At 45.3% G+C, this 25189-nt stretch carries 22 protein-coding genes and 1 tRNA gene; 7 read left to right on the top strand and 16 right to left on the bottom strand.

What is annotated here, in order from left to right; translation table 11 throughout:
- Position 1 precedes the first annotated feature (1 nt).
- From glmM to rpsT, 3 genes are all read right to left on the bottom strand, one after another.
- Positions 2-1384 carry a phosphoglucosamine mutase gene (gene glmM, locus LFX17_RS01905; protein ID WP_238744727.1) on the bottom strand — a complete coding sequence of 461 codons (1383 nt, stop codon included), beginning with the start codon at positions 1382-1384 and terminating at the stop codon, positions 2-4.
- 43 nt (positions 1385-1427) lie between these two features.
- Positions 1428-1500: transfer RNA gene (locus tag LFX17_RS01900), tRNA-Val, on the bottom strand.
- Between the two features lie 17 nt (positions 1501-1517).
- Positions 1518-1787, bottom strand: a complete 270-nt coding sequence (rpsT, locus tag LFX17_RS01895) for a 30S ribosomal protein S20 (protein WP_118954156.1) — start codon at positions 1785-1787, stop codon at positions 1518-1520.
- Between the two features lie 202 nt (positions 1788-1989).
- On the opposite strand from rpsT, the gene LFX17_RS01890 reads away from it, so the two are divergent.
- Genes LFX17_RS01890 through LFX17_RS01875 form a run of 4 tightly spaced genes read left to right on the top strand, consistent with a single transcriptional unit; the run spans position 1990 to position 4990 of the window.
- Positions 1990-2397: a hypothetical protein gene (locus LFX17_RS01890; RefSeq protein WP_238744726.1), complete on the top strand. Its 408-nt coding sequence runs from the start codon at positions 1990-1992 to the stop codon at positions 2395-2397.
- Positions 2391-3488: an LIC_10450 family protein gene (locus LFX17_RS01885; RefSeq protein WP_238728623.1), complete on the top strand. Its 1098-nt coding sequence runs from the start codon at positions 2391-2393 to the stop codon at positions 3486-3488. Before LFX17_RS01890 ends, LFX17_RS01885 begins: the two co-directional genes overlap by 7 nt.
- A gap of 12 nt (positions 3489-3500) precedes the next feature.
- Positions 3501-4292, top strand: coding sequence for a hypothetical protein (locus LFX17_RS01880; protein WP_238728622.1), 792 nt, complete (start codon positions 3501-3503; stop codon positions 4290-4292).
- A 2-nt stretch (positions 4293-4294) separates the two neighbouring features.
- On the top strand, positions 4295-4990 hold the full coding sequence (locus tag LFX17_RS01875) for a glycosyltransferase family 2 protein (protein ID WP_238728621.1): 696 nt from the start codon (positions 4295-4297) through the stop codon (positions 4988-4990).
- Positions 4991-5083: 93 nt separating this feature from the next.
- On the opposite strand, the gene LFX17_RS01870 is transcribed toward LFX17_RS01875, so the two are convergent.
- From LFX17_RS01870 to LFX17_RS01810, 13 genes are all read right to left on the bottom strand, one after another.
- The gene (locus tag LFX17_RS01870) at positions 5084-6175 is read right to left on the bottom strand and encodes a hypothetical protein (RefSeq protein ID WP_238744725.1); all 1092 of its coding nucleotides are present in this window, start codon (positions 6173-6175) and stop codon (positions 5084-5086) included.
- A gap of 93 nt (positions 6176-6268) precedes the next feature.
- Positions 6269-7045 (bottom strand): GNAT family N-acetyltransferase, encoded by a 777-nt coding sequence (locus LFX17_RS01865; RefSeq protein WP_238728619.1) that lies wholly within the window; start codon positions 7043-7045, stop codon positions 6269-6271.
- Between the two features lie 346 nt (positions 7046-7391).
- Complete coding sequence (locus tag LFX17_RS01860; RefSeq protein ID WP_238728618.1) at positions 7392-7736, bottom strand: PilZ domain-containing protein; 345 nt, start codon at positions 7734-7736, stop codon at positions 7392-7394.
- A 152-nt stretch (positions 7737-7888) separates the two neighbouring features.
- Positions 7889-8686 (bottom strand): histone deacetylase, encoded by a 798-nt coding sequence (locus LFX17_RS01855; RefSeq protein ID WP_238728617.1) that lies wholly within the window; start codon positions 8684-8686, stop codon positions 7889-7891.
- 153 nt (positions 8687-8839) lie between these two features.
- A complete protein-coding gene (locus LFX17_RS01850; protein ID WP_238744724.1) occupies positions 8840-9691 on the bottom strand; it encodes an alpha/beta fold hydrolase in 852 nt (283 codons plus the stop codon).
- An 11-nt stretch (positions 9692-9702) separates the two neighbouring features.
- Positions 9703-10872, bottom strand: coding sequence for a LamG-like jellyroll fold domain-containing protein (locus LFX17_RS01845; protein WP_238744723.1), 1170 nt, complete (start codon positions 10870-10872; stop codon positions 9703-9705).
- Between the two features lie 124 nt (positions 10873-10996).
- The gene (locus LFX17_RS01840; protein ID WP_238728614.1) at positions 10997-12991 is read right to left on the bottom strand and encodes a methyl-accepting chemotaxis protein; all 1995 of its coding nucleotides are present in this window, start codon (positions 12989-12991) and stop codon (positions 10997-10999) included.
- A 295-nt stretch (positions 12992-13286) separates the two neighbouring features.
- Positions 13287-14231: an aldo/keto reductase gene (locus LFX17_RS01835; RefSeq protein WP_238744722.1), complete on the bottom strand. Its 945-nt coding sequence runs from the start codon at positions 14229-14231 to the stop codon at positions 13287-13289.
- A 71-nt stretch (positions 14232-14302) separates the two neighbouring features.
- On the bottom strand, positions 14303-15214 hold the full coding sequence (locus LFX17_RS01830) for an OmpA family protein (protein WP_238728612.1): 912 nt from the start codon (positions 15212-15214) through the stop codon (positions 14303-14305).
- Positions 15205-15528 carry a Bor family protein gene (locus LFX17_RS01825; protein WP_238728611.1) on the bottom strand — a complete coding sequence of 108 codons (324 nt, stop codon included), beginning with the start codon at positions 15526-15528 and terminating at the stop codon, positions 15205-15207. The genes LFX17_RS01830 and LFX17_RS01825 overlap by 10 nt, the downstream gene beginning before the upstream one ends.
- A gap of 3 nt (positions 15529-15531) precedes the next feature.
- On the bottom strand, positions 15532-16317 hold the full coding sequence (locus LFX17_RS01820) for a DUF1554 domain-containing protein (RefSeq protein WP_238728610.1): 786 nt from the start codon (positions 16315-16317) through the stop codon (positions 15532-15534).
- A gap of 152 nt (positions 16318-16469) precedes the next feature.
- A complete protein-coding gene (polA, locus tag LFX17_RS01815; RefSeq protein ID WP_238744721.1) occupies positions 16470-19235 on the bottom strand; it encodes a DNA polymerase I in 2766 nt (921 codons plus the stop codon).
- Positions 19232-20338, bottom strand: coding sequence for a glycosyltransferase (locus tag LFX17_RS01810; RefSeq protein ID WP_238747622.1), 1107 nt, complete (start codon positions 20336-20338; stop codon positions 19232-19234). The genes polA and LFX17_RS01810 overlap by 4 nt, the downstream gene beginning before the upstream one ends.
- Positions 20339-20460: 122 nt before the next feature.
- Here LFX17_RS01810 and LFX17_RS01805 point away from each other — a divergent pair, with 122 nt between their 5' ends.
- The 3 genes from LFX17_RS01805 to LFX17_RS01795 all read left to right on the top strand — a co-directional run bounded on the left by LFX17_RS01805 (position 20461) and on the right by LFX17_RS01795 (position 25189).
- A complete protein-coding gene (locus tag LFX17_RS01805) occupies positions 20461-21237 on the top strand; it encodes a class II glutamine amidotransferase (protein WP_238744720.1) in 777 nt (258 codons plus the stop codon).
- A 78-nt stretch (positions 21238-21315) separates the two neighbouring features.
- Positions 21316-22737 carry an alcohol dehydrogenase catalytic domain-containing protein gene (locus LFX17_RS01800; protein ID WP_238744719.1) on the top strand — a complete coding sequence of 474 codons (1422 nt, stop codon included), beginning with the start codon at positions 21316-21318 and terminating at the stop codon, positions 22735-22737.
- Positions 22730-25189 (top strand): hypothetical protein, encoded by a 2460-nt coding sequence (locus LFX17_RS01795; RefSeq protein WP_238744718.1) that lies wholly within the window; start codon positions 22730-22732, stop codon positions 25187-25189. The genes LFX17_RS01800 and LFX17_RS01795 overlap by 8 nt, the downstream gene beginning before the upstream one ends.

Below are 25189 nucleotides of genomic sequence, written 5' to 3'. Positions count from 1 at the left end.
TTCAGGCATTCTCCATAAGCCTTCCCGCGCGGTCCAGCAGAGAATTGAGGTCTTTTTTGGTCCTCGCTTCCCCGATGACTCGAATGATGGGTTCCGTGTTAGAAGGACGTATGTGAATCCAGGAATCTTCGGAGGCCAAACGAAGGCCGTCTAAGGTTTCTTCGGCAAAGGCGGAGAATTCTCCCCTGAATTTGGAATAAATATCCTGCAGATTTTTACCGGCCACTTGAAAGCTGGTTTTCTGCATATGAATCGCGGGAAGTTCATCCACAATCGAATCGATCTTCTTCCCGGTCGCAGCCATCACATTTAAAATATGAGCGATTCCGGACAAAGAATCCCTTCCGAAAGAAGCGACAGCCGGATCAATCACTCCGCCGTTTCCTTCTCCGCCGAAAATGGATTTGTGGGCGCGCATATCCGCAACCACATTGGCTTCTCCGACTTTAGAGCGGGTAACGGAAACTCCGTATTGACCGGCGACAAATTCGTTAATAAAGCTAGTGGAAAGATTCACGACCATATTGGCTTTTTTCGGAGCCTTTTTCAGAGTTAAGGAAAGAAAGCTCAAAGGAAGTGTGAATTCTTCGGAGATCGCGCCCTTTTTCGGCGTAAGAACCACGAGTCGATCCGCGTCGGGATCGAGCGCAAAACCGATGTCCGCACCGGAAGATTTCATTTTGCGGGAAGTTTGCTTGAGCGCCTCGGGGGTCGGTTCGGGCGGTCTTGGGAACGTTCCGTCCGGACTACAATGAAGTAGAATCGGCTTACATCCAAGTCTTTCAAGAAGTTCGGGAACCAGGGAACTGCCTGCACCGTTGACCGCGTCCACGAGGACCTTGTATTTCTTTTTACGAATCGCGTTTACATTTACCCGTTTGAGCACGGATTCGATGTGCTTTTCACACCATTCTTTTCCGGAAACGATCTTAGAAGCGGGTTTGTATTGAATTTGTCTGTAGGATTGATTGCGTACCGTATCCAGAATCTTTTCCAGATCTGCGGCCCCGGTAAAGAATCCGCCCGGTCCTACGAACTTAAACGCGTTCCAGATGATCGGGTTGTGAGAGGCGCTGATCATAATTCCACCCCCCGCTTTGGAAAGATTGACCACGGCCTTTACGGTCGGGGTCGGAACGATTCCAAGTTGTAAAACGTCTTTGCCCATGGCTTGCATCAAACCGAGTGCAATATTTTCAATATAAGGACCGGATGGACGGGAATCTCGTCCGATTACGATTTTGGAACCTTCGATCCAAGTTCCGAACGCACGCAAGGCGTCAAAAATAACTTCGGGTGAAAGACCGGTTGGAATAATTCCTCGAATCCCGGAAACAGAAACCATCAGATCAGGATGATTGAATACGGGGCTTTTTGTATTCATAGGGGTTGTTTGGATTTAGGAGGAGTTTGCGGAAGAAAGGGTGTGGGCGATGACAGGATCGAACTGCCGACATCCTGCTTGTAAGGCAGGCGCTCTACCAGCTGAGCTAATCGCCCTCTATAATTCCGTTTTTTTAAGCTGCAGATACCGCGTTGAGGCGTTTTGCCATTCTACTTTTTTTTCTATCTGCGTTTTTAGAATGGATCAGGTTTGTTTTAGCAGCTTTGTCCAAAAGAGAGGTGTACTCTACAAAGAGAGCTGTCGCCGCTTTTTGGTCTTTTTCTTTGATGGCTTTCAGAACTTTTTTAGCCTGAGTTCTGAGCCTGGAACGATTCTGGGAATTTGCCGCATTTCTGCGTTTTGTTCTCCGAATGTCCTTTTCTGAAGACTTGATATTAGCCAAGGCTTACACTTCCTATCGAATAAGTGTTTCCAGGTTTTCTGTACCCTACCCCCTGTCAAATGAATTCTAGGAAAATTCCGTTCCGTACGTCGTAATTCTCGGAAAATTGCCCGAAATCCGACCTTAGGTTTCGGTACGATTCCGTTTTGAACCGGAACCTGCCTTATCTCCCTCCGGAACCGCTTCCAGCGGAGAAACTAGAATGAATCGAAATCGTTTTGGAAATATTTTTTTGACCGTTTCATTGGATCGGGACTTTTTTTCCCGTCTTCAAGAAGAGGAAGTCGATCTTTCGGAACTCGCGGAACTGGGAATTTCCTCTTTGCGGGACTTCGAGGAAACCGGGAGGTGTTTTTTGTCGATGGAACGTGAAAAAGTTTCCGCCTCGTTTATAATTCAGGAAACTTCTTATTTACAAATCTTCGCTTACTGTTTCCATTGCTCCCGTTCGCTCTATTCGATGATGGAAGAAATTCTTCAGAACGCTTATTTGGATTTTTATTTTGCCCGAATGGACGAAAAGAATTTCCGGTCTCTCGATATGGATCGCCTTTTTTTTTCGACCAATCCTAGACAACTCTCCTCTTTCGGAGAAGAATTCTCATGTTGAAAAAATCCGAATACATCGTAGTCGATTCCATTTCTTCCGTAGACCCCAACGCGCTTTCCTTGGATAAGATGAATCAAAAATTCATCGATAAACAAGGGAATCGTTTCGCTCTTCGATTCAACCGCAACACAAGAAGAGCCGAGTTCGTACGAATCACATTAGAATCTCCGAATGAAGCGCAAAAGCACAAACACGTTTCGCATCCGACTGCGGCCGCACATCATCCGCAACGTCAATCGGGAATAAAACCGATTCATCCGCCCGAAGTGAAAAAACTTTCTCTTCAGGAAATCATGGCAAAGACCCAGCAACAGACTTCGGTGAAACTTCCGAAACCGAACGAATCGGGTGCGGCGATCAACGAAGCCGCGGTTCAGAAAAGTATCTTTCAAGAACCCGCTTGGGACCCGCACAAGGCAAAGGATACTTCCAATCTGGATTTGGGAAGAATGGATCTGAACATCCTGGAACACTCGGTTCCTTCTTCCTCATACCGCGATTCGGGGGATTCTTCCCTTAGAATGGAATACGGTTCCAACTCCTCGATCGGAGATTCGAGCGGGATCGAGAAAAGAATCTCCGAACTTACCAAGATCAAGGATCGAATTCATTCCGTTCTCAACAATCTCCAGAACTCCAAGATTTTCGAAATCACCGGAGATCCTTCTGAAAACAAGAACATCATCGGAAACCTCAACCGGGAATTCGACATCGAGTTTTTTCAAAAGCTCGATAAGATCGTGAACTATCACAAGGAACTGACCACCTACCCCCGATCGGTCAATTATTACACCGCAAAATACGAATCTTCCAGAAAGCAGATTCTCCAGTCCAAAAGTTTGGACAGCGAAAAACTCAAACTCGTTACCCTTTGGGAAATGCAGGAAATGATGCTCGGTTTGGTTCAAAAACTGAAGAAGATGGTCTTGAACACTTTGAACGTTCTTAACACGAAAAACGACAATCACATCAAACAACTTCCTTACAACCAACAACAGATGTTCCGGGATTCGAGAACCGCTCTTCTCTATTGTTCCGAAGATATATCTTCTTTGCTTATCTCCTTGGAAAGATGGGTCGATACTGAATAGGAGAAATCTCCTATGGAACCCTTACAAAGCGCCGAAATTAAAGCCGTTCTCGAAAAACTCAGAGCGGAATACACCGAACATTCAAAAAAGAATCCCAAGGTTTTCGACCTCAGAGCGTTCGAATCCAGACTGACGATGATCCTTCAACAGAAGGGAAGTCTCGCCCAGTTTCTCAAAGACGAGATTCAATTCATCGAAACTCTGAAAGCCAAACACAAGGAACTCGAAGATAAAAAACAAGCCGCCAAAGGCGATACAATTAACAAGATCCTCGAGGAACAGGAAGCCAGACTCAAAAAATACCAGAGAATCGATTTTCATCCTCTCGCTAAACCCGAGATCCGCTACTTTTACGGAGCGATTCTTTCCTTTGCGGAAACGGAACTTCCCGCCTTGATTTATATCTTCAAAGGAACTCCGGAATTTTCCGCTTTTAAAGATACCATCACGATCATCGAAAGAATGGGAATCAGCAGAAGGGGCTTGCCTTCGATTCGAATCAACGAACACGTCAAAGCCTTGTTAGACGCGAACGGAAATCAGAGCGCGATGGAAAAGGACGGTCAGAATATTTTGAAAGAAGTCTGCCTCGCTCTCAAAGGAATCATCACTTCGATTCAGGAATGCGTGAATAAGAACCGTGTTTCCGAAACTCTTTCGGTCAAGATAGACGAGAAAGAATTTCCCAAGGCGGTCGAGTCGTATCAGAATTTGGTTTTCGGGATCGCTCTTGAAAAAATAATCGTAAGAGCCGAAACGATCATCCGCGATTTTCGAATGGCTGAGATCACCGGTCTGGGGTAAATATGAAAGTTTCCATCGTCATTCCTTGTTATAACGAAAAAAATACGATCCGCAATATTCTGGAAACGGTTCAAAAAGTTCCGATCAAAAACAAGGAAATCATTCTCGTCGACGATTGTTCCAAGGACGGAACCAGAGATCTTCTGAAAACTCCCGTTTTTAAAAAACTCGTCGATCAGATGATCTTTCACGAAGTCAATCAAGGCAAAGGCGCCGCTCTGAGAACCGGTTTTAAAGCCGCAACGGGCGACATCGTTATCGTTCAAGACGCTGATTTGGAATACGATCCTTTTGAAATTCCGAGCGTTATCGATCCGATCTATAAGGGAAAAGCGGACGTCGTTTTCGGCAGCAGATTTTTGGGGGGCGGTCCGCATCGAGTCGTGTATTATTGGCATCGTATCGGAAACATGGTTCTCACCACTCTTTCCAACATGTTTACCAACATCAACTTAACGGATATGGAAACTTGTTACAAAGCGTTCCGAAGAGAAATTATCCAATCCATCGAGATCAAGGAAAATCGTTTCGGTTTCGAACCCGAAATCACCGCAAAGGTGGCCAAAATTCCGGATGTTCGTATCTTTGAAGTGGGAATTTCCTATTACGGAAGAACCTATGCGGAAGGTAAAAAGATCGGCTGGAAGGACGGGTTTCGCGCGATCTATTGTATCGTGAGATACAATCTGTTTCAGTAAAACGGAATATTCCGTTTTTCGCGCGTTACAGTCTAATCCAGTTTCCTATTCCCAAAGCCCGCGGAGACACCCGCGGACTTTTTTCATTCTATCCTATTTTAAAAAACCCGCGGATGTTTCCGGATAGATCTGGGAAGCGAGAATAAAGATAAAAACGCTGACGGCGATTCCCATCGACGCAAGTAGAACGTCCTTCCCCACTTTACGAAACGTTTCGAGATACGGCAGATCCCGAAAGGTCATAAAGTTCAAGATGATTTCCCGGCCTGCGAGCATCCCTAAAAAGACCCAAGTCGTGGACATGGGCATTTTACTCCATTCGTGAAAAACGATCAGAATCGTTCCGTACACCAAGTCGACGATCGTAGCCGCCTTGGACCATTGAATGTCCGATTTTTCGGTGACGATTTCCTGAATCGTTCCCCCGTTCGTATAAAGAATGATTCCGAGCGCCACCACGAGCATCGCGATCGCGAGAGAGAATTCTAAAAGAGAAAGGTGTCTCGGAAGATAGATTACGATGTTTGCCGCGTCTTGTCGAAGCCAAGCGATCCAAAGATAAACGGTGGACAACCATTGAAACAAGGCCCATCGTTTTTCGCTTCTGGGATCGGGAACGTGGTCTTCCGTATATTCTTTCGGATCGAATTTCACGAGAATTCCCCAGACAACAATCGCAACGCCGAAAGCGATTCCGTATCCGAAAAAGGACTTCGTGAGCATTTTCTCGATATTGCTTCCACCGAACAAACCGAGAATCAAAAAGGTCGTTGAGATCGGAGATTTCAATCTTGTGATGATGACGAGAATGAGCGGCGCTAACAGTTGGATAAGATTGAATTGTCTAACTTCGGGAAAACTTTCCAAACGTCCGAAGTGAACCTGTGAATCGTTAAAGACCCAAGCACCCAAAAAGATAATCACGACGGTTCCGCCTAAAACGACGAGCTTCGGAATCCAGTGAACCGTTCTTTTACTTTCGATAAACGTTCCCACCGTTTGAACCGCGTCGTTTCCGGCCACGGAAAACGCGCTGATAAAAAACGCGAACCAACCCAAATAGTAAGAAGGGGATCCCAGTTGATAAGCGACAACCATCAAAATTCCGGCGATCGCGACTAGGGAATAAAATCGGATCTGATCCTTTTTACTAGGATGCTGGAAATCAATTTCGTTTTGTTTCATCGGAAAGGATATCTTTAAACTTGCGCTTAAAAAGATACTAATAAAACGCCGGAACTCCCGTCAAGGGGGTTCCGGTGCGATGTAGAGGCGGTTTTAATCCAGAAAACGTTTTTCGTATTTGGATTCTATGTCACGGAGGTCGAAGAGGATAAAAAAATCGATGGTTTTGAAGACCTGATCCCAAGCGGGAATTCCGCAGATCTGAGATCCGGCGCGGATATAACCTTTGATGAGAGCGGGAATTCTTTTTTGAACCACTTTCATATCGTCGATTAGGTAGTTCGGATCGAAACCCGGAACTTCGAATCCTGCAAGAGGGGTAACGTCGAATTCTTTTCCTGCGAGAACGTTCTTCTCTTTTAAATAAGCGTAAACTTCGTTTGCGGATTGTGCGTCCGTGTGATGAATCGAACCGCAGCCGAAAAGGTATCTAACGTTGTGCTTGCGCATATACGATCCGAGGCCGGCCCAAAGCATCGAGATCACGGAACCGTCTCTGTATTCGGGATGAACGCAGCTTCTTCCGATCTCGGCGGTTTCCGCGTCCAGTTCGTAGATCTTAGTGATGTTGAATTCGTTATCCGAATAAAAACCTAAGTTCTTTTTTGCGATCGATCTGCGGAGAATTCTATACGTCCCCACGATTTTATCGTCGCGGTTTTTATCGATTACGATGAGATGATCGCAGAAAAGATCGTATTCGTCTCTGTCTTTGCGCGTTGCGGCGGATTGGGGAAGACCTTCCCCCAGTTCAAGATTGAATACTTCATAACGAAGTGCGAGAGTTCGCTCTATTTCCAACTGGTTCTGTGCGATACGAACTTCCAGTTTTCTTTCTGTTTTAACCTTGTTGTCTAAACCTGTGCCCATAGCGGTTATCCTTCGGTTTTAAATTGTTCCCCATCATATTCGTTCTCGTTACGTTCAGATTACACGGGAAATAAATTCCGGTGACTCGAAAGGGAAAAAAAGTGGAATTGGAATTTTACAGCGTGTCCCAAAACCTAATTTTACTTTACCAGAAAGATCAGCTGCAAGGTTCTGTCCCGGTTTTGGGACAGGTTCTTATGAAAACGATTCGAATTTTTTGAAAATCTTCGAAAAGCGATCGTTTCCATACGTTATCAAACAGCGGCAGAAAAAACGGTGAATTCTTATGCCAAAACTAATAGCGAATTCAAGAAGAAACGTTACGAATAAAACGAAATTCAAAAGATCAGGAAGCCATCTGCATTCTCGATTGAATGTAAGTTTCAATCAGATACTTCGCTTTCGCATCCAAAGCTGAAAACTCAACCCCAAACAAAGAAGCTTCCGGAGCTGCAACCTTGCGTTTTACCTTACCGGAAAGTTTCAGAGGATTTCTTCCGGGAAGAGTCAGAATCATTTGAATCGGAGAATTCAAATCACAACCTTCGAACAAATGGGGAACTTCGATCGCGAGTCCGCCGATGCTGATATCCTTCGCATTGAGAATATCCAAAAAATTCAGGCCCATCAATTGAACCTCGATGACTTCGTTCGCCGCCGGAAATACTCGGGCAAATTTTCTCTGATCCATGGTGACTCTCGTGCTCATGTAGAATTCGACGAAGTCAGATTTTGAAATCAACAGTTTGGAAAGACAAGTTCTTTTTATAGCTTTTTATAAATCAAAATAAGTAATCAAGCGTTCGAAAATAAAAGCTATACCGAACGGATTAAAATTCGCCCTTAGGACTCAACGCTGCTCAGTTTAATCGTGTCCAAGATCTTCGATACCTTCTTGTCGAACTTCTTATTAAAGACGAACGGGTTCAGTGTTTTTTCCAAAAACAAAATCATTTCCACCGCTTTCCATTCGAGAACGTTCTTATGATCGCGGATTTTCCCGGAATGAAGCAAGGTGGAAATTCCACGAATCGATTCGTTTTTAAAATCCCTTCTTAAAGCGATGAACAAGGCCTGCGCTTCCGGAGTTAGAAAATGAAACTTCTTAGAAAACAAAACCGCATCATGAAAGTATTCGGGACGAATCACCGCTCCGTTCAAACGAAGCGACAAGATCAGAAATCCGATAAAGTCGGAGATCTGATGAAAGATTCCCAGGCCCGGAACGTCCTGTCCCGGATACAATCGGCTCTTATCCATGGAAGGTGATTTCGGATGACGTGTCTGTAGCCAGTTGATGATCAGATACTTTTCTTTAAAGAAGTAGTCGTTGATTTCCAATCGATATTCTTGAATGCTAAGACGAAGATGAAGAAGAATCTCTTTATCCGAAACGAGGGTAAGTCTTTGAAAATCCTGTCCCATACCCGTGATCTCGAGCTGAACTTTCGGATAACCTTTCTTTTTGATCTCGGGAAGAATTCCGGTGATTTCGAGGAGTTCCAGAATATTCTCGCTCGTTAAAGAGTGAAACAGAATTCCTTCCTGAAACGAAGAATCGGAATCATCGACTGCCGCCGCTAAAAATTCATCGTAAACAAAGTCGAAAAATCTAGGATTATTATAACTCGATTTTGCCATGAAAAGAATCGAAGATTCTCCGATCGAAAATCTTCTTTTGTCCCCGATTCAATCACGATCTTTTAGCATTCCATTTTTTCAAGGAGAATCCCTCGAACGAAAAAGAATGATTCTAAATCGAAGATGCGATTCTTGATCTTTATTAAAATCGATTCAAAGAATCGATTTCAAAACTCGATCCGCGGCTTCCACTTGCGGATAATGACCGATGCCTTTCAGTTCAACTATATCCGCCGAAGGAGATAGTTCCCTATATCTTTGTACGAGATGCGCGCCGCTGACGGGATCGTCGACCCCGTTGATCATTCGAACGGGAACGGGAGAATTCAAAATCGCACCGACCCAACGTTCTCGATTCGTTTTTCTTTCCTCGATATATCGTATCAGTTTGTGTGCGATCTTGGTTCCTCCGTCGGAAGCGACCAATTCCCAAAAGCGATCCAATTCTTCCCGACTCGGTTTCGTGTTTTGTCCGAAAACCGCCGCAAAACTTTTCTGAAAGGATTTACGATTCATCAGTCTGGAAAGAATCCATCCGATCGGACTATTCAATAATTTCTGGATAAATCTAGGCCGGTGCGATTCCGGAAAAATTCCGCCGTTCAAAAGTGTAACGGCCTTGATCTTCAAACCTTTTATTTTCGATTTTTTACGTTCGATAAACCGCGCGAGAAGTTCCTGAGCCACTGTGTCTCCCAGATCGTGCGCGAGAATCTTCACCTCGGAAATCTTCTTGTCGCTTAACAATTTTTCGATGATGTCCGCCTGTAAAAAAATGGAATAATCGATTTCCGGTTTGGATGAGAATCCGAATCCGAGCAGATCCGAAGCGATGAGTCTTCTTTTTTTGGAAAGAGGTTTCCAGATTTTTTCCCAATCGTAGGACGCGGTAGGAAATCCGTGAATCAACAGAAGATTCTCCCCTTTGCCTTCTTCCTTAAAGAAGATTTTCCAATTTCGATACGCGACGGTCGAACCGGAACGTTTCCATTCTTCTAAAGTCATAAACTCTCCGTTTAACGGCTGTTATAGATCGTTTGAATTTGCGCGGCGGTCAATGCGACCGGATAATAAATTCTAAGCTCGTCGATCAAGCCTACATATAATTGACTCGCGTCCCTCCTAAATCTTCCGATATTGGCGGGATAGGAATTCGCGGTCGCAAATGTGGACGAAAATAAGTATCCGCTCTGAACGACAACTCCGTCAAGGTATAAAGTCGTATTCGGATTCCCTAAACTAGGATTGTAAACGCAGGCTACGTGATGCCAACCGATAATCGGACCGACCCAACTAAACCCCTCGCTGAAATCCCCTTCTCTCCAGGACATCACGCCCACACTACCGTTACTCGCGTGAAAATCGAAAATCAAATTCGAAAACGGTCCGTTGTTTTCGGACTTGTCGAAAATGGTTCCAACCGATGCGGTATCCGGGGAAATCCAAGCGGTGACGCTAAACGATTGGTTGCCGGCAAAGTGAAAATTGCCTCCGGCGGAATCGGGAATATCAATATAATCGAATGTAGGAAACGGTCCGTAACCGAGCCGGATCGCATTTCCTACTACTCCCGGAACAATCGTTCCCCCGAAATTACCGGTTACAATTCCGCCGTTACCGTTTCCGGATATATCGATAAATGACATACTTTCAAACTGCATCGTCAGAGAATTTCCGGAATAATTCGCAACTCCCGTTGCTTGCAGAGAAACACTGACGGGTGAAATATTTCCTCCCGGTTGAATCGTCAGAGTCGCCGTTTTTATTCCGGGTGAAACGCTGTTATAATAAATGGACGCGTTTACATTCGAACCGCTCGTGATCGTCCCCGTTGGCGCTCCAACGACGACAAAATCGCTCGCGTTCGCCCCGGTTAGACTTAGGAAATTAGATGCAGGAATTTGAATATCTCCGCCGGAAGAATTCGTGATCGTAATCGAAGCGGAAGGAGATTTGAATCCGTTTAACACCGATTGAAAATCGTATATCGCCCCAGCTGAAAAGTTCGTTTGATTGATGGAAGCAGCGATCGGTCCGGAAGGTCCGGAGCCGGACGACCCGTTAAGCCGCGTAAATCCGAAACTCAATTCCGGGATCGAAGAAGATTGAGGATCATATTTACAAAGTACGATCGGAAATATTATAACGAACAAAAACGGAATGGAAAGTGTCGTGAGCGATTTCATTTTCAATTCCCATCCTCCGCACGACGTTCTAATGGAACGATCGGAAGCGGATTTAGATCCTACAGAAGAAATCGCAAAAAACAACTATTATACGAATTGAATGCGTCTTTTTGAAATAAATTCTTTATAAGATGAATCGATCCGCGATTCTCCGCAGATTTTCAGCGGAGATTTCGAGACTTTTCGCCGAAGCCGAGATTTCCTCCGCCCCGGAAGCCGTTCCCAAAGTATGATCGTTGATCTGAACGATGACCTGCGTGATTTCATGAAAGGCCTGTTTCTGTTCGTCCATCGCCTGTTTTACGAATTCGGCGTCTTTTCCGACTTCGTCCGCGTGTTCGGCGACTTGTCTATTGATTCCTTCCTGCGAACTCGTGATTCCGAATAATTTTTCCATCGCTATGGAAACCGTATCCGTACTTTTGATAATACCGTGAATGACTTCGGAAGAAGACTCGATTCCGCTCGCTCCCGAATCCAATTCGCGATTGTTTCGAAGAATCATTTCGCTGATCGATTTGATGGAAGACGCGGTCTTTTGCGAAAGTTTGGAAATTTCTTCCGCGACGACCGCAAACCCCCGCCCCGCTTCTCCCGCTCTCGCCGCCTCGATCGCCGCGTTCAGAGAAAGAAGAGACGTCTGATCGGAGATGTCGTTGATGATTCCGATGATCGCCGACATTTCGCCGGAGGATTTGATGATGTTCTGAACCATCGTCTTCATTTGACTGAGGGATTCTTCCCCTTTTGCCGCCTGCGAGGAAATATTCCGAGTCAGTTCCAAGGCTTGTTTTATTTCCCGGCCGATCTCTCTTACGCTGGAGGAAAGATTCTTTATATTATTATGAAATTCTACTATATTTTTATACTGACGATCTGTCCCCGATGCGATGCTGTCCATACCGGAAGAAAGCTCCTCTACGGTCGCCGACATTTCTTCCGTGGAAGCCGCGGTGGCCTGCGCACCGGAAGCGAACGAATCGGAAGAAGCGGTCAATTCCTCCGAAGCCGTTGCGAGTTCGGTGGAAACTCGTTGAATGTCTTTCAACGAATTACGAATACTGAATATAAACGAATTCATATCACGGCTCATAGAACCGATCTCGTCTTCGTAAACCACTTTGATATCCGAAGTCAGATCCCCTTCCGCCATCGTCTTAAACAATTTACTCGCGTTTTCCAAAGGACTAAGACGTTTTTTCAAAAGGAAATAGAGAAGATATGCGGAAATCGATGCGGTCGCCAAACCGGACATGACGATCAAGACCAAAAGTCCGATCAGAGATTCCCGGATTTCCGTTTTCGGTTGAATAGCCGCAATCGAGATTCCCCAGTTATCCAAACGGTAGATCATAGCGTAACGGTCCGTTCCGTTGTACGTAAATTCCATTGCTTCTCCCGTTTTGAGAGCGAGCATAGTCTGACCGTACGATTCTTTGGAAACGTCCAAATTTAAAATCATTTCCTTCTTAGGATGTGCGATGATCAATCCGTCGTGATCGACGGCGGAGACATATCCCTGTTCTCCGATTTTGATCTCTTTGATGATTTTTTCCGAAATGGAATCGAAAGAAAGGGCAACGCCCACAAGTCCGATCGGACGATTCCCTTCAAGGATCGGAACGGAAAGCAAAGAAACGGCTAAACCGGTAACGGGAGATTTCCGCGCCTTTGCCAAATAAACCTTTCCTTCCTTAGCGGCCTGTAAACTTTTTTCGATCCCCGCCTCCGAAAGTTTAAAACCGATCGTGACTCCGCCTCGGCCGTCCGCAATGATCTTAGAATCTCCATCCAAACGGCATATGAAGATATTCTCATATACTCCGTACCGCTGCATTAGATCCTGATAGAAACTTCCGGCAACGGGCGTTCCGGATCGGATCGATTCCAAGGTTCGCGGATCTTTGGCGATGGTCCAAGCGATATTGGTATGAGAAGTCAAAAACGCGTCGAATTCCAAGCCCACAACGCCGATTACGCTTCGCATCTGACTCATATAATTTTCGGTGATCTTTTTTCTCCCGAAAAAATAAGCCGTTCCGGAAACGATACAGGTTAATGCGAATAAAATTGAAATTCCCGAAATCAATAGAATAAATTTGAGACTGCTCCGATGCATGGACGACTCCCCGCTAGTTCTAAAGCCAATGTTTTCGGAATTCTATTTTTGAAAAGACCGAACGATAATTCTCCATCTCTTAAATTATAATTTCAAGAGAATCAAGGGGAAAAGAATAATCCATTCTAATTAAAATGTCCGATAAAAATAATCAAAAAGAACTAATATTTAAATCGAGTTCGATTAACAAATCACATTCTAAATTTTGAATATGATTAAGCTGCACCGAAGATGTGAGAATCGATCGCGACGTTGAGAGCGAGGCGAGGCGAGGCAATCAAATCGAATTCAAAAATCAAATTTCTTGCAAGAGACGCTTTTTGAATTCTTCCCGATCCGTACCCGAGGGGAATTTTCCGAAACCGGCCTTTAGATTGTCTTTAAGATGAGAAACCTTCGAAGTCGCTGGAATCACGCAGGTGACCGCCGTGTGAGAAAGAATGAATTTCAAAAACGCCTGACCGAAAGAATCACAATCCCATTCTTTAAAATACGCAGGCAAGTTTTTACCTTTTACTCTGCGAAAGAGTTCTCCTTCCTCGAAGGGGCGATTGATAAGGACGCCGATTCCGTTCGCTTCCGCAAACGGGAGAATACGATCCTCCGCGGCTCGAGTCGCGATCGAGTACGGAATCTGAATGAAATCGATTTTTTCGTTCTTCGCGATCTTTTCCATTTCGGTAAACGCGGAAGAAACGTAATGAGTGATCCCGATATAACGGATCTTTTCGCCTTCCCGTAGCGCTCGCAGAGTTTTAAGATGCGTCTGTGTATCCACTAAATTATGAATTTGGAATAGATCGATTTTATCCGTTTTGAATTTTTCGAAAGAGGATCGAATCTGCGCTTTACCCGCGGATTCTCCTCGAATCCAAACCTTGGTGGCGTAAAAAACTTTCTTTCTCGATTCTTCGGAAAGTTCGGAGGAAAGAACGCCCACGATTTCCTCCGCTCTTCCGTACATCGGAGAAGAATCGACGACTCGTCCCCCGGCAGCAATAAATTCTTTCCAAACTGCTTTTAAGGAATCGAGTTCGGAGGAGTCTCTCGAGACATCCATCGTTTGCCAAGTTCCAAGGCCGATCGAAGGAATTTTTTCTCCGCTTTTCTGAATCGTTCTTTCCAAGATCTTAGCTCCTTCGTTTGCGAATAAATTCCGATACGGAATTTCGATCAAGCCGGCCGCGAATGCGAAAGCGGCACTTCGTTTTAAAAAAACGGAACGTGAAATCGAATTCATACGTTTTATCCTTTCCTTTAAAACGAAAATCTACTTCGAAAGTTCGGAAGATAAAAGAAAAAAAAGGAACTCTATCGACGATTGTATCTGATTCTGCGGATTTTTTTCTTCGAGATGATTTGTACAGCGCCTTTGTATTCGAGATGGATTTCGTCCCTCGTTTGATCGGTTATGTTTCCCTTCAACTTCCGACCGTTACCGAGAAATATGACGGACGCGTACGGTTCGGTGTCATCCGAAATCGGTTCGATCCTTTTTTTGGAAGGAAGAATCTCGTCCTGTTTTATCGCTTGAACTTCGATCCTTCTATTTTGAAACGAAGCCACCTCGTCCAAACGACGGACAATCGGTTTATTCGAACCGAAACCCCGCGTTTCCACGCGGCTCGAATCGATTCCTTTCGAAAGTAAATACTCTTTCGTGGAAGCGGCTCGTTTTATCGAGAGAACCTGATTTTGTTTTCGATTTCCATTTAAATCGGTGTGGCCGGAAATCACGATTTTCAAGTTCTGATTCTCTTTCAGAATGGAGGCTAACTCGTCCAGAATTTCGAAAGAATCCTCGTCGATCTGATCCGAGTTGGATCTAAAATAAACCCCTCTTAACACGAGCGTGTTCGATTTCAAAATGGAATCGAGATCGAGTTTGGAACGAACGCATTCGACTTCCACGCTCCTCGTATCGTATACGCCTCCGAAAAGGATGTGGATAAAAAAATCGGATATACTTCTGAAAATTTTAAAACTTTCAATTCCTTCCGGACATTCCGCACGATCGTGTCCTCCCTCGAAATATCCGAGCACGTAACTCCTGGAGGTAAAGCTGGCTCCTTTGAAGGATTCGCCCGCTCTCGGAAATTTGGAAGGAATGATGTTCGTTTGATGACAAGCCAAAAAGAAACAACAAAGCAGAAATGAAACCGTAAATCGCGGGAGACGTATTCCGGTTTTTGAATATGAATACAGAGTTCCGATCAGTGACATACGATTTCCAAGGAACGGGGAGAATAAATTCCGATCGTGATTTGCTCGAACAATATATTCGTAAAGGAGGAATATTGATGAACTTCCTTGATTCCGCGTTCGGGACAATATTGTGCTTCCGAATATTCCAATTTTCGGGGAAGAAGTCCCATCAAATAATAATTCTGTTTTAACAGGATCGTCTCACGATTGATTTCCTTTGTTTGTGCTTTTTTGGTCGCGATGGGCGCAACTTCCACCCGCGCATGTTGACAAAAAGAGGTTTGCAAAGATAAAAGAATTATAATTCCGTAATATATTATTCTTCGTATCATCTTTTACCTCTGTACGCAATAGAGCACAAGGGTATTGTTACAGGCAAATCCCGGTCCCACATCCTCCACGAGCGTGCTACCTAAGGAACCGTTACCGTTGCTGATTCCAAACGAGCCGTTCACGGAAGTAGAGGTTGAGGTCCAAGATACCCCTCCGCTCACACAAGTTTGTCCTGTCTTAGGAACCCAGGTAGCCCCGCTTGTGTCGATTCCCGTATACACCCCATTCGCAGTCGTGGTGATCGTATTCGTAACCGGAAAAATAAATTGTCCGTTGGCATCCGTGGACGTGACAGTAAGATTGCTATTGCTTATACTTCTATAAACCTTATTGGGATACAGTACCCAGTCGGTTGTAAGATTTCGACTTCCATCTTCGGCCATTAGGAGCGCCTTGTAATTATTCGGATCCCCGGGCGCCCCAACTCCCGGTGCACCCGAAGCACATTTTGCATCGGCCCCGGAAACGCCTCCCCAATTACCTCCGATCGCAGTCGGATGAATATATAAAAAAACCGCGCAACTGCTACTCTGCGCACAACCTGCAGAACTAACGCTTCCTCCAGGTGTTTCCGAAGCTCCTGTCGTATTTCCGTTTTGCAGAAGAGCAAGCAGAACGAGAGAACTGTTATCATTGGAAGATCCCGACTGGGGCGCAGCAAGAGCGGTCACAACGGGCCAAATCGTGCAGGAAACCGAAAGAATTTGAATGAATAAAATCAGAAAAAGAAATAACGGGAATTTTATTTTTTTCCCGTTATATGAGAAGTGAAGAGTTGCACCAAGCATAACAATCCAACAACGGATCGAGTTGCAAATCTTCGAACGCGTTTCTCGGAAAGGGAATGAACGACCGATAATACGGACTGAACGGTTTTTCTTCTGATTCTTTATCAATCCGCAGAATTTACGTTCCTTGAATCGATGTCTTTATGTCGACTTTAGTGAGCTTCGTCCCAGTTGACTCCGAACTTTCCTTCCACGAGAATCGGCAGATCCAATGGCATTGCGTTCTCCATGTGCTTTTTCATGGAAGCCTTGAACTCTTCTTTTTCCTTTTTATGAACTTCAAAGACCAATTCGTCGTGAACCTGCAACAGCATTCTCGATTTGTATCCTTTCGTTTCGATCTCGTCGTGGATTTTGATCATCGCGATCTTAATCATGTCCGCGCTTGTTCCCTGAATCGGGCTGTTGATCGCGATTCTTTTAGCGGCTTCTTTCGCGGATTTGTGCGTGCTGTTGATATCCGTAACGGGTCTGCGGCGTCCCGTTAAAGTCTGAACATAACCGTTCTTTTCGGCGAATTCGACCATCGAATCCATATACGCTTTTACGCCGGGATACTGTGTCATATAACGTTCTATAAACGATTTCGCCTCGTCTCTTGAAATTCTAAGATTTCGGCTCAAACCGTACGGAGTAACTCCGTATATTACGGAAAAGTTAACTACTTTCGCCTTATCGCGCATCTCGTGCGTGACGTCTTTTTCCGCGACCCCGTACAAGGCCGCGGCCGTTCTTTTATGAATGTCTATGCCGTGATTGTACGCGTCGAGCATCGCCGCGTCTTTTGAAACATGCGCCATGATTCTAAGTTCGATCTGGGAATAATCCAAGCTGAGAATTTCGTAATCGTTCGAACCGACGACGAAACCTTTTCGCAGAAGTCTTCCTTCCCGGTCGCGGATCGGAATGTTTTGTAAGTTCGGATCCGTGGACGAAAGTCTTCCCGTGGCGGCGATCGTTTGATTGTAACTCGTATGAATTCTTCCCGTCTTAGGATTTACCATTTTCGGAAGAGCGTCCACGTACGTGGATTTTAGCTTTGTGTATTTCCTGTAATCCAGAAGTTTTTCGATGATCGGATGTTCTCCCGCGAGTTCTTCCAAAACCTCGTGGTCGGTCGAATAACCGGTCTGCGTCTTTTTCACGACCCTGAGTTTCAAATCGTCGAAAAGAATCTTCTGCAATTCTTTCGTCGAAGCGATGTTAAACGGTCCGCCCGCCTGTTTGTGAATCTCGCCTTCGAGATGACGGATCTCTCGATCGAAATCGCGGGCCAATTCCTCGAAGTAGGGAACATCAAGAGCGATTCCGGTCTTTTCCATCTTGGCAAGAACCGGTATCAAGGGCATTTCCATATCGCGGAGAATCGGTTCTACTCCAGATTCTTTGATCGACTTTCTGAGAATTTGATACAAACGGAACGTGACATCCGCGTCTTCCGCGGCGTATTCGGCGACTTGTTCGGGATCGATGTCGGTCAGTTCCTTTTTCTTTTTTCCGGTTCCAACCAGATCGTCATAGGTAATCGTATCGTAGTTCAGCAAATCCTTCGCAAGATCGTCCATGTTGTGACGTCTTCCTTCCGGCCGCAAAACGTAGGAAGCGAGCATGGTGTCGAACTGAATATTGTTCAACACAAAACCATGATTTTCTAATACGATCAGATCGTATTTGATGTTCTGTCCGACCTTTGGGACATCGCTGGACAAAACAGGCCCGAGATGTTCGCGGACTTCTTCCAGACTGAGTGACTTGTCCTGAAATAAGGACGCATTGTTTTTTACCGAAACGTAAAACCCGGTTTTCTCCTGATTGGAAAAGGAAATTCCCAGAAGTTCCGCCATAACAGGATTAGGCGAAGTCGTTTCCGTATCCACGGATAGAACCCTGGATTTCAAAAGACCTCTGCAGATTTTAGAAAGCTCCTCCGCGCTCGTGATGAGTCGATACGTTCCTTTTTCGCCTTTAGGAAGCGGTTTCGTTTCATCCGTTCCAGCCGAGGCCGCATCGACAACTTCCGCGTCTTTGGGAACTTCTTTCCCCGCCGATTTCGCGAGATCTCTCGAAAGAACGTTATAACCCTGAGATTTAAAATAGAGGATCGCTGCGTCCGATTTGTAATCGGGCGTTTCGATATCCTTTTCAGTGATTCCTAATTCCAAATCCCTGCGGATCGTCGCAAGTCGTTTGGAAAGATAGGCGTTTTCCTTCTGTTCCGACAACTTGGTTTTCATCGATGGATTTTTGATTTTCTCGAGATTCTTATAAACCCCGTCTAGAGTCTTGTATTCCTGAAGAAGTTTGGATGCGCCTTTGTCTCCGATTCCTTTTACCCCGGGAATGTTATCCGAAGTATCGCCGACGATTCCCATGTAATCGGGAATTTGTTTTACGTCCACGCCCAGTTCTTCCTTAACCCAGGTCGAATCGATTTCCACGAATTCGGTGACTCCCTTTTTACCGCGGAGCATCTTAATATTCTTTTTTTCTAATAATTGATATAAGTCCTTATCGCCCGAAAAAATCAGAATCTCCTTTGCGGTCGAACGATACGTATCGCAGAGAGTTCCGATGATATCGTCCGCCTCGTGGCCGTCCATTCTCAAGACCTTAAACCCGATCTTTTCCAAAGTCTCCATGACTTCTTTGATTTGAGGACGCAGATCTTCGGGCATAGGTTTGCGGTTGGCTTTGTACTCTTCGAAGGTTTTTCCTCGTTCCAAAGGACCGCCCGGATCGAAGGTCATCGCGACGTGAGTCGGCGCATAATCCTGCAGCAGTTTAAAAAGCATTTTAAAAAAACCGAATGTTGCTCCGCTCGGTTTTCCGGTTTTGGAATTGGTGAGATTGGAGGCTCCGAAGGCGTAATACGCGCGGAAGACGAACGCGTGTCCGTCGATGATAAGAAGACGTTTCATTCTTTTTCTCCGAAAAGTTCTTCGCCCAGAAACGAATAATACGCAAGCTCCGTTTTGCGAATCGTGTTTTTGATGGAGAATCGTTTGACCGATTCCTTATTGAAACTTCCGAACGTTTTACGGAGTTTTACGTCATCCATTAGAGTTTCATAATGTTTTGCCAGAGCTTCGGCGTCGCCCACATCGGCGAGAAAGGCGCCTTTTTCGTGCGTCAGCATTTCTCCGATTCCTCCTCCCTTTGTCGCGACGATCGGAAGTCCGACCGCCATCGCGTCGAGAATCGAGGTTCCAAGTCCTTCTTCTTTCGAGGTTAGCGTAAAAATATCGAACAGGGAAAGAATATCGGGAACATCCATGCGATAACCGGTAAAAACGACTTTATCAGAAATTCCTAATGTATTTGCGAGCGTTTCCAATTCTTTTCTGAGTTCTCCATCGCCTATGAGAAACACTTTGAAGTTTTTGGAAGAATCGATTTTCGCGACCGCATTCAAAAGTGTTTTCTGATCCTTGTGATCGACAAGCGCGGCCACGTTTCCGATCACGATCGTATCCTTTTTGATCGAGAATTCTTTTTTGTATTTTGCAGGATCGGGAAGTTTTTTCGCGAAAGAGAAATCGATTCCGCTGTGAACGGTCACGGTCTTTGCGGGATCGACTCCGTCCCTCAAAAGTATTTCGCGGATCTTATTGGAAACGGTTAAGAAGAGATCGTTGCGTTTGGATTTGTATTTCCAAATCGAAAATAAGTTTTTTCGAATGCTGAAGTCGACTCGTCGGGAAACGATCAATTTCGTTTCGGGGAGTTTTGATTTTGCGAACAAAGCAAGCGTGTGGGCCTTTGCGGTGTGCGTGTGGATGAGTTTTACTTTTTTTTCTTGAACGACAGCGCGGATCGATTTGACAGATGCGAGATCCCATTCTCCCTTCATGTCGATGGCTTGGAATGGAAGCCCATGGTCGGAACACCGTCCTTCTAAGGCGGATCCGGGTTTGCCCACGATGAGTTGTGGGATCTTTCGCTTCTTTAATCCTTCTGCCAGAAGAAGAAGTTGTCTTTCTCCTCCCCTCCAGCCTGTTTCCGTATCTATATGCAAAATCACCGGCTCAGTTTCCAGTTGCCTGTCCATTTCTGCAAGGAATCCTTGAAAAATCGCTGGACAGAAAGATTCTGTTTTTACGAAAAATATTCTAATATATTAAACGAACTTTTAAAGGAAGAATCATGTGTGAACTCCTCGGCATGAGCGCCAATGTTCCTACAGACATTTGTTTCAGTTTGACCGGCCTCGTTCTAAGAGGAGGAAAAACCGGGCCTCATAAAGACGGCTGGGGAATTGCCTTCTACGAAGGGAAAGGACTTCGTGTCTTCCATGATCCGGAACCGGGGATAGAATCCAAAATCGCCGCCTTTGTCCAAAAACTTCCGATCAAAAGCGAAACCGTAATCAGCCATATCCGCAAAGCGAACCGAGGCAAGGTCGAACTCAAAAACACGCACCCCTTTGTACGGGAATTTTGGGGTTCCTATTGGACTTTTGCACACAACGGACAATTCAAAAAGATCAAGGAAGAATCCCTCGGTGATTTTCTCCCGGTCGGAAGTACGGACTCCGAATACGCGTTCTGTTGGCTTTTAGGCAAACTCAAAAAGAAATTCAAAAATTCTCCCCGCAATGAGACAGAACTCTTCCGAACGATCGGACAACTGATGACGGAACTCCATCAAAAAGGGGTTTCCAATATCCTTCTCAGCGATTCAAAAAATCTCTACGCGTTCTGTTCGACCAAACTTTCCTGGATCACCCGAAAATCTCCGTTTGGAAAAGCCCGGCTTGTCGACGCGGACCTCAGCGTGGACTTTCGAAAAGTCGCAACACCCGGAGATATCGTCACAGTGATCGCGACTCGACCTCTCACTTCCAACGAAGAATGGACGATCTGCGAGCCGGGACAGTTTCAAGTCTGGAGAAAGGGCAAAATCGTATTCTCCAATCAATGAGAATGGATTTGTCGGAATCCCTACGAATTCTACACTGACCGAAATTCCAAGATTCTTTGTCTAAACCAAGGGTGATGTATGAAAATCCAATTCGAAGCCATGGACTATCGTTCGGACGACACGTTTGAAAAAGCCGATTATCAGTTCGAAGGAAGCCTGGAAAAAGGTTGGGACATTTCCAGAAACGGAAAGGAATATCTGCATCTCGGCCCCGGTTATAAACTTCTTAAATCGAAACTCTGCGGAGTTTGTTCCACCGATCTTTCCCGAAGATTTCTTCCCTTCCCGCTTCCGCAAGTGATCGGACACGAAGTGATCGCGGAAGACGTGGAAGCGAACAACGGAATCAAACAAAAATACGTGGTCGAAATCAACGACACATACGAAGCAAGAGGAGAAGTTCCTTCCGACGAATTTTGCGAAGAAGGAATTCCGTCCCACAGCCCCGAACGAAAAGTTCTCGGAATCGATCGATTGCCCGGAGGATTCGGTCCTTATATTTTGGCCCCGCAAAACGCGGCGATCCCGTTTCAAAATCTTCCCGATAAAACCGCGGTTCTAATCGAACCGTTCGCAGCGTCTTTGCAAGCGGTCATCGCTTCCCCGCCCAAGAACGGAGACAACGTAGCCGTGCTCGGCCCGAGAAGATTGGGCAGCCTCGTCATAGCCGCGTTAGACGCCTTTCGCGCCTCTTCCGGAATCAAATTCAAAATTACGGCGCTTGCGAGACACGATCACCTTCTCAAACTTTCCCTCAATCTCGGAGCGGACGAAGCGATCGATCTAAGAAAGGAAAGTATTGAATCTCTCAAAGATCGTTTCGCGATCGTCTACGATACGACCAGTACGACCTCCGGATTCGAAACCGCATTAAAACTTTCTAATAGAGAATTGCATCTCAAGACGACGAACGGCCAGGAAGTGTTCGGAGTCAAAAAACTCACCGAACTCGTGGTAGACGAACTTTCCGTTTTGAAATTCAGCGAAGAAAATCTGAACTTTCATTGGGAAAAGGAGAATCGCAAAAACCAAACGGTTTACGTCTCGCCGAGCGTCGGTAAATTGAATCTGCCTTCTCATTTTAAAACATATTACGGAAGCGTCGAAGAAGCGGAGAAGATTTTGGAATCGCCCGACTTTCAAGGACGCGTTCCCCGTTTCGACCTGGGAATCGCGGGAACCGCGGAGGAAATCGATCTTCTCATACGCCCGAACCCACGACACGAAAATTCGCTGATCCGTCCTCGCAGCGCGATCCTTTTCAAAGGAGAATCGAAAGGAAATTCTTTATTAGAATTTTTGAATGCGAATAAATCGATCCATTCTTCCCGATGCGGAGATTTCCACCTGGCGATCAAACTGCTTCAGGAAAACAAAAAGGTTTCCGACGCTTTGGAAAAGAATATGGTGACTCATTCGTATTCTCCGGATCATCTTCCGGAAGCGTTCACGAAGGCCCATACGCCCGAAGCCATCAAAGTAGTGATCGAACATGCCTAACTCTTCATCTCCGAGAGAATTGGAAACCTCCCTCGGATCGAATCTGAAGGAAGGCAAGGAAGGAATTTGGGATCTCGATCTCAGAAACCTCCGTATCTTTACGGGCCTTTCCATTCTTTCCAGAACCCTAGGCGAAGAAGTTTTCGAACAAGTCCAAAACGGAATCGGAGACGTAACGATCTTTTACAAGATCAACCCGAATATAAACAGCGAACTTTTGAATTTACATATCGGTTATATTCAAATTTACGCAAGAGCCGGAGTTTTAAAGGACGTCCTTCTTTTTAAGGAAGAATTTCAGGATCATTTAAGAACCGTATTCGGAACGTTTCAAAGACAGGTTTGGGCGAAAAAAATACATCCCGAATTTTACGGAGAAGATCCGGCGAACTGCAAGATCTACGCGCTCGTGTTTCCCTTTCATCACGCGAGCCCCAACGAAAACATCGACTATCAATTCATCCTGGAACGGGTTCCCAATCAAAAGGAACCGGGAGAATTCTTCTTTCGCTTAACGGTGGAAAATTACGATCGAGCCAACATCGATCTTACCGCAGTGCCGCACGTTGTTGTGGACGATATCGGTTCCAGAATCTTTATAGCGGGAAGCACGAAAATCGCCGAAGCGATCAACAACGGAATTCTCAGCGCGGCGCAAAGAGGAGAAAAATTTTACGTGGAGGAGAATCGTTCCTTTTCCCGCGTATTCGAACAAATCGAAAAAACCCCTCTCGGAAAGTTGGATCAGATCAGCGTTTTCTGGGATAAACGGTTTTCCGATGAGATCGTCAAAACCGATCCGATCGAAGCTCTTCCCTTGTTTAAAAAAATCTTTCTTGTATTAGAAGATCATGAAATAACAAAACATCTCAAAGAAGGTTTTACCGTTCTCGTTCGACTTACGGACGAAACCGGAGTTTATATCGACCTTTCGCGTTTGGACCGCGTGTTGAACTTCAGCTTCAACACAAAACGGACGACCCTCGATCTGAATCATTATCTCAAGCGGATGCCGATCCTGGAAAAAATCGCGAACCAAGAAAATCACGACTTCGATTTAACGGGATTTAACGTTTTTCTAATACATCATATCACGTCCGAAATCGTCGCGTTGATCGAAACCTTTCGCAGACTCGGCTCCCGACGACTCACCGTCGCCTTCGTAAAATACGGCGGAGTGGTTCCTTCCGCATATTTGGACGTTCTTTTGGACGTTCCCACGGATCATTTTTATATGTCCGGACTTCAACTCAAAGTCGGACCGAAAAACAAAATCTATTATTCCGTATCGCCGCTTTACAGCGATTCTTCGAAACTCAAAAATTTGTACGACCGTTTGGAAGAGGAAAAGCTCGGCTTCTTCGACGCGATGAAACTTCTTTCGGGACATCTCTTCTTAAATCTACTTTTGGATTCGTACGAAAAAAAGGAAAAAGCGATCTTAGTGGAAGACGGCGGTTATATCGCGCCGTTCTTCAACGAATTCGCGATCGCGGGAAAGGACGTCGAGTTTCTCTGCAAAGAATATTCCGTAAACCGCGCGACGCCGAAATTGAAAGTCGCGGACTTCCTATCGCAAACCTTGATCGGATCGGTGGAACATACGCGAAACGGTTACGATCGACTCAAAAACGTTGAGGACAAAAATCAAAAACTCTTTTTACCGGCGTTCTCCATCGCGATCTCGAACCAAAAGGTTAGGGAAGAATCCAAAGAAGTCGCGTATTCCATTCTCAGCGCGATCGAGTCCATTTTAAACGGACAAGGAATGATTTTATCTTCGAGAAAGATCCTGATTCTCGGAGCAAAGGGAAACATCGGGACGTTCTTGTGCAAATATCTGCGATCACGACTTCACGATACGAATCAGGATTTGGTTCAAGTCGATTTAAAAGTTTCCGAACCGGGTAATCTCGATTATCGAACGATAGACGAAATCGCAAGGGAAGAATTTCTTTCCAGAGATCTGATTCTCGGAGTCGTGGGCATTTCGATTTTAAAAAAAGAACATTTCGAAGATCTGATTCTGAACGGAACGAAATCGAAAATCCTAATCGCCTCCGGTTCCACCAAAACCGCGGAATACACAGATTTGATTCACTGGCTCGACGAACTTTCGTTTTCCGAAGACAAAAAGATCGGAGGTTATCCGGCGCGCTTGGAATTCGATCGTATATTGGATCCTCAATCGGGAATCGATCAAGGCGGTAAGGTAACGTTCAACGTTTCAAAAGACGGGAAAGAAATCGAAAAGACGTTCTTTTTGTTAAGCGACTTGAGTCCGATTAACTTTTTATTCTACGGGGTTCCCACGGAAGGAATGGACGCGATCATCGGACAACTCGCCTCCGCGACTTTGGGAATGGCAGATCAATCCAAAAAAGGAAAGCTGGTCGCACCCGGATTGTATGCGGTGGATCATCAAATCGATCCTTGGGGAAATCTCCTCTAA

Source organism: Leptospira sanjuanensis (assembly GCF_022267375.1).
Taxonomy (GTDB): Bacteria; Spirochaetota; Leptospiria; order Leptospirales; family Leptospiraceae; genus Leptospira; species Leptospira sanjuanensis.
Note: the sequence above shows the minus strand (reverse complement) of the source record. Positions and strands in the feature narration are given on the sequence as shown.